The organism is Streptomyces sp. PU-14G (assembly GCF_041028275.1).
Lineage (GTDB): Bacteria > Actinomycetota > Actinomycetes > Streptomycetales > Streptomycetaceae > Streptomyces.
On record NZ_JASKYT010000596.1, the window covers coordinates 1 to 2,668 of the forward strand.

3 protein-coding genes are annotated in these 2,668 nt (G+C 72.7%); all 3 read right to left on the reverse strand.

All coding sequences use genetic code 11. The annotated features are described in order from the left end of the window. Nucleotides 1–102: 102 nt before the first annotated feature. From AB8Z75_RS33770 to AB8Z75_RS33780, 3 genes are read right to left on the reverse strand one after another with little or no spacing between them, the layout of a single operon-like run. A complete protein-coding gene (locus AB8Z75_RS33770; RefSeq protein ID WP_369208782.1) occupies nucleotides 103–927 on the reverse strand; it encodes an endo alpha-1,4 polygalactosaminidase in 825 nt (274 codons plus the stop codon). Between the two features lie 50 nt (nucleotides 928–977). Then, nucleotides 978–1,793, reverse strand: coding sequence for a DeoR/GlpR family DNA-binding transcription regulator (locus AB8Z75_RS33775; protein WP_369208784.1), 816 nt, complete (start codon nucleotides 1,791–1,793; stop codon nucleotides 978–980). Further along, entirely contained in the window at nucleotides 1,780–2,652 is an 873-nt protein-coding gene (locus AB8Z75_RS33780) for a class II fructose-bisphosphate aldolase (protein ID WP_369208786.1), read from the reverse strand. Before AB8Z75_RS33780 ends, AB8Z75_RS33775 begins: the two co-directional genes overlap by 14 nt. Between the last annotated feature and the right edge of the window lie 16 nt (nucleotides 2,653–2,668).

The window sequence follows — 2,668 nt, forward strand, 5'->3', positions numbered from 1 at the left end:
CAGGCGAGCCGACCGCCCCCTGCCACAGGCGAGCCGGGCGCCCCCTGCCACGGGGCGAGCCGGCCGCCCCCTGCACGTGCACGGGGCGAGCCGGCCGTCCCCTCAGCACCGCTCGGACACGTGGCCCTTGTGCCCCTCGGGGAGCACGTCCAGGTCGCGGCGGACGATCGAGACCTGATCGCCCCACTGACGGCACGCCGCCGCCAGCCCCTCCGCCCCGTACTCGACATCCAGCACCCGGTCGTCGTACGCCCGCGCGTACTGCCCGCACTCGTCGTACTGCCCGCACTCCTCCGTCACCGCGAAGTCGAACCCCATCCGGGCGCGCCGCTCCAGCAGCTCCGCCGCGTTCTTCTGCCCCGCCGCCAGCCCGGCCCGGTGCGCGCGCCGGGTCAGCAGCGCGGCGAACGCGGCGTTGTCGGCATGGTCGAGCCGCCCCGCGGAGCGTTCGTAGGAGTCGAGGTTGTCCAACTCGACCGCCTGGAAGCCCTTGGCCGCGCAGCCGTCGATCCACCGGCCGACGACGCGCGCCAGCGCCTCACGCCGGTCGGCCGTCGAGATGTCGAACAGCGCCTCGTCCCACTCGCGGTCGAGCACCGGCTCGCCGCCCTCCGTGCGCAGCACGAGACGCGGATGGTGCCGCTGCCACCAGCCGAGCGCGTCGGGCTGCGCCTGGAAGGCGTTGACATAACAGATGCTGTACTTCCCGGCCTGCGCGCTGTCGCCCCGGTCACGGGAGACGACCCGCACGCCGGCAGGGGGCGGATAGCCGCCACCGATCTGGTAGTCGAACCCGGCGCCGACCGGTGGCCGCCGCACTTCCTTGGCCGCCTTCCGCGTGCCCGCGTCGGGGGAGGCCGCGTCCCGCGCGCCGGAGCAGCCGGCGAGGGACACGGCCGTGAGGACGGCGGCGAGTGCGACCGCCACCGCCCGCCGGCTTCTCCGTGAGGTGAGAGGGAACCTGGCGCGCACGGCGGCTACCTGCCCCCGTCCTCGTCCGGATCGGGCTCGGCCAGCACCGTCGGCAGCCCCTGCTCCTCGAACTCGCGGCGCATCGTGTCGGGAAGGCCGCTGTCGGTGAGGAAGGTGTCGAACAGCTCCGGCCCGCCGATCCGGGCGAAGCACCGGACACCGGCCTTGGAGGAATCCGTCACCACGACGGCCCGCTCGGCATGCCGGGCCATCAGCCCGTTGATCCGGCCCTCCGCCTCGTCGTGGACGGTGGCACCCGTCCTGGGGTCCATGCCGTTGGCCCCGATGAAGGCGATGTCCACGGTGACCTCACCGAGCATCGACTCGCTGTAGGGGCCGGTCAGCTCGAACGTGCGGGAATGCGCCACCCCGCCCGTCAGCACCGTCTTGACCTGGGGCCTGACCGCCAGCTCGTAGGCGATGTTCAGCGCGTTCGTCACGATCGTCAGATGCGGCTGCGGGCCCGGCTCGGCCAGATCCGCGCGCGTCACCAGGGCGCGGGCGATCTCCGTCGTCGTCGTGCCACCGCTGAGGCCCACCACGTCGCCGCGCTCCACCATCGCGGCCGCGGTCCTGGCCAGCGACTGCTTCGCCCCCGCGTGGTGCCCGCGCTTGTAGCGGATGGGCAGGTCGTAGGTCACCGCGCTGAGGACCGCACCGCCCCGGGTGCGGGTGAGGAGCTGCTGTTCGGCGAGCGCGTCCATGTCGCGCCGCATCGTGGCCGCGGAGACCTCCAAGGCCGTGGCGGCCTCCTCGACCTCCATGCTGCCGCGCTCACCGAGCAACTCCAGCAAAGCGTTCATCCGCTCATGGCGCTTCACCTGACGTCTTCTCCTTCTCCCGCCCCTCCGCCCCCAGCACATGCAGCAGGCGCGCGGCCTCGCTCCGGACCGCGTCCCGCGCCGGGGCAACGTACTTGCGCGAGTCGATGAGCGCGGGATCGGCCTCCAGTACCTTACGCACACCCCGGGTGAAGACCGACACGAGATGCGTCGAAATGTTGATCTTGGTCATTCCCGCCGCGAGGGCCGCGCGCAGCTCCTCGTCCGGAACCCCCGAGGAACCGTGCAGCACCAGCGGGACCGGCAGCTTCTCCCGCAGCCTTGCGATCAGCTCCAGATCCAGCTTCGCCGTGCGCTCCCGCATCGCGTGCGACGAGCCGACCGCGACGGCCAGGGCATCGACCCCCGTGGCCGCCACGAACGCCAGCGCCTCCTGCGGATCGGTCCGCACGCCCGGCGCGTGCACCCCGTCCTTGCCGCCCACCTCGCCCAGCTCCGCCTCCACGAACACGTCACGGTCGTGGCACCAGGCAGTCAGCCGCGCCGTCGTCTCGACGTTCTGCGCGTACGGCAGCGTGGAGGCGTCGATCATCACGGAGCCCACGCCCGCCGCGACGCCCTGATGGACCAGCTCCGCGTCGGTGATGTGGTCCAGGTGCACCGAGACGTTCGTCCGCGCGGCCTCCGCCAGCGCGAGCGTGGCGCGGGTGATCGGCAACAGGCTGCCGTGATACCGGACGCAGTTCTCGCTGATCTGGAGGATCAGCGGAATGCCGGTGGCATCGGCGGCGGCGACCAGCGCCTCCGCCGTCTCCAGATGGATGACGTTGAAGGCGGCGGCACCGGTGCCCGCCGCGCGGGCGTCGGCGAGGATCGAGCCGGTGGAAACGAGGGGCATCGGGGCTCCTTGGGCG

Bases quoted from the DNA above. Each gene is read 5' to 3' on its own strand.
- AB8Z75_RS33780 (WP_369208786.1), bottom strand. From the start codon at position 2,652: ATGCCCCTCGTTTCCACCGGCTCGATCCTCGCCGACGCCCGCGCGGCG.